Here is a 2,742-nt window from a genome sequence, read left to right as displayed (position 1 = left end):
GGATTTTGCCCATCATTTCCATACTGATCACCCTGTGTTCTCCTGCTCAAAAATTGAGCAGAAGCAGTTGAACACCTGGGTCAGTTTTCAGTCGGCAGAACAGCCTCTACTGGGTCAGTTTTCGGTCAGCGGCAACAGGCGTGCACTCATTCCGGTCACATCACGCATCGACCTGATCAGTCGGAGTCGCTCATTTCATACGCAACATGGCTCATCGATGGCGTACGTCAAGGCCCCACGCCCGTATTCATCGCCGTAGCTCACATCGAAGTCGACATCAGGCTCGAGCCGCCACGACTGAGCGAACGCAAACTCTGCAACGCGACAGGCCCCGCTGGCACCAGACTTGCTTGCCTCATCCGATCGATCGCCGATCGCTCGGGCTCGTCGATCGGCAATTCCCCAGCGCTCCCTACCAGATAAGGACCACCATGCGACACTTCATTCCGTACACGATTCCTGCCCCGCTTTTGAGCAGTGCTGCCGCCATTGACGTGGAAGAACTGTCGATATCGGACGTCGGTGAAGCATTCACGCAGCGAACCTTCCTCCCGAGCGAACTCGCGGCAGCATGCCTGATGCGCATCAATCACTTGGAGCCGTATCTCAATGCCTTCATTTGGCTGAATCCCGACGTTCTCGATGACGCACGACGCGCGGATGCTGAGATCGTCGAGGGGAAGCAGCGAGGTCCACTGCACGGTGTCCCGCTCGTACTGAAGGACAACATGGACATCGCTGGCGTTAGAACTACGGCCGGCTACGCAGGGTTCGCCTCTGAGGACCGAGTCGTTGACTCTCAGCTGGGAGCGTTCAACGGTCTTGATCTGATGCCCGGGCATGACGCTGAGTTGGTGAGCCGGCTGAAGGCGGCAGGCGCCATCATTTTGGGCAAAAGCAACCTACCGGACTTCGGGCTTGATGGCCTGCGTGCCGATTCGAGTCATGCGGGAGATACCCTCAACCCTTACGACCGCCGTTACGCTCCGGGCGCATCGAGTTCCGGCAGTGCGGCTGCGGTCGCAACCGGCATGGGCATGGTCGGCATCGGGACCGATACAGCCGGGTCGATACTCTTCCCCGCTTCTGCGCAAAGCCTAGTGGGCCTGAAGCCGTCTTTCAATCTGGTGCCGACGGCAGGCATCTTTCCCGGTCTTGCCAATCACGACGTCGCGGGGCCTATTGCTCGTACTGTGACCGACGCGGCAATCACGCTGGATGTGATAGCGAATGAATCGACGGACGTGTCCGCGTTGAGGTATGCCGACTCGCTTCGTCGCGGGTCGTTTAAGGGCAAGCGCATAGGCCTGTTCGAAGCCGGGATATGGGCTGGCGCCTTGCACCCTGAAGTTCAGTCGCACTACTCGAAAATGATTCGAATCATCGAGGACCTTGGCGCGGAGACGGTCCCGGTGGTCTTTGGTGATACCGATTGGAAGTCTCGCTGGTCGTCGCTCAAGAACTTCGTAGACACGAACTGTTATCTCGCTGGGGTAGACGCCTACCTCGCTGCCCTGGGTGGAGACAACCCGAACTCACGCCTCGCTTTCAGGGCTCGAACCGGATTCGACATTGGCCTCGGGACCACTGCGCCTTTGCACGGGTTGCTGGCCAACACCGGAATCAACGTGGCAATTTCCGGTGCAGAGATGGATCGGGTGATCGAGATAGCCAAGAGCCTTCTCCGGCACTATCAAACAATCTTGAAGGACAAGCGTATCGACGCCCTTTTCATGCCTCGCTCGATAAATCCTCTGCCAGACCTCGACGGTGACACACCGAAATACTTGGGCGACCAGTCGGTCGCTACAGAAGTCAACGAACTGGGGCTTCCTGCAATCACAGTTCCCGCCGGATACCTCGACGACGGCCGACCAATCGCCGTCGACATCGTTGGGACAAGCTTAGGAAGCGATCGCGAGATTCTCTCCTTGGCCTTCGATTTCGAGCAGCACACACGATTGCGGAGGCGGCCAGCGATCTGAGTCGGACTGCCACTTCGCACGACAACAAAGACGAAATTTGCCAGGCGTTCTGAGTGCTGAGAAGCGTGCGCAAAGGAAAGTCGGCACGCCAACGCCTTGCGCCGATCCCCTGCAATGCCACGCGCCCATTTTGCGAAATCCACTTGAGTGTGCGTCGTGGGCCCGAGGGCACTTGGAACGGACACCGGGGATCCCAGCAGAGCGCGTTAAGCACCACCCCACAACCGGATCAGATACCTACCGGCTGATCATTGGCAACGTATCAGAAGCAGATACGAGGTTTTGCACATCGAGCGGGACCGCGTACCTGCCATCCCAATTTGGCTGGACCCTTTGCCACTGGGAAGCGCAAGTATTTCTATTTATGGCGGACGGAGCCCATTGCAGTTCAAAGCCGACCAAGGACGGCGCCCTACTTCGTATTGACCTCACGTTTCCGCATGAATGCTCGTATTGTCAAATCAGGTGGACGGTCTGAGATTCAGAAGGTCGAGCAGCGGCTACTTCTCTCCAGAAAAGTGGCAAGATCGAGCGCCGGAAGGGAGACAGACGCATCCGATGCACGGACCCACATCTGAACCGTTTTCAGAATCAACTTGACTTGGGCGGTTCTTTGAAAATGCATATCGACAGTTCTAATAGCACTCAGATTGTCTGTCCGGATCGCGCGTACCGGAAGCTTTCCTCGCCCGAACGCGAACCGGGGATCTCTCAGCCATCGACGTCCAGGCTGATCGCCGCACTCGAAAAGAGCATT

3 protein-coding genes are annotated in these 2,742 nt (G+C 57.5%); 2 read left to right on the top strand and 1 reads right to left on the bottom strand.

The window, feature by feature from the left end; translation table 11 throughout:
* Window positions 1–259: hypothetical protein (locus tag APH44_RS30275; protein WP_218187355.1), on the top strand; the 259-nt coding region annotated here is incomplete at its 5' end.
* 172 nt (window positions 260–431) lie between these two features.
* A complete protein-coding gene (locus tag APH44_RS28695) occupies window positions 432–1,985 on the top strand; it encodes an amidase (protein WP_054895650.1) in 1,554 nt (517 codons plus the stop codon).
* Window positions 1,986–2,466: 481 nt separating this feature from the next.
* Here APH44_RS28695 and APH44_RS30270 read toward each other — a convergent pair.
* The coding region (locus APH44_RS30270) for a hypothetical protein (RefSeq protein WP_218187354.1) at window positions 2,467–2,742 on the bottom strand (276 nt) is incomplete at its 5' end.

The organism is Pseudomonas sp. NBRC 111143, from assembly GCF_001320965.1.
GTDB classification, from domain to species: Bacteria; Pseudomonadota; Gammaproteobacteria; order Pseudomonadales; family Pseudomonadaceae; genus Aquipseudomonas; species Aquipseudomonas machongensis.
The sequence above is the reverse complement of the archived record's forward strand: the minus strand, read 5'-3'. Positions and strand labels throughout refer to the sequence as shown.

Bases quoted from the DNA above. Each gene is read 5' to 3' on its own strand.
- APH44_RS28695 (WP_054895650.1), top strand. From the start codon at position 432: ATGCGACACTTCATTCCGTACACGATTCCTGCCCCGCTTTTGAGCAGT.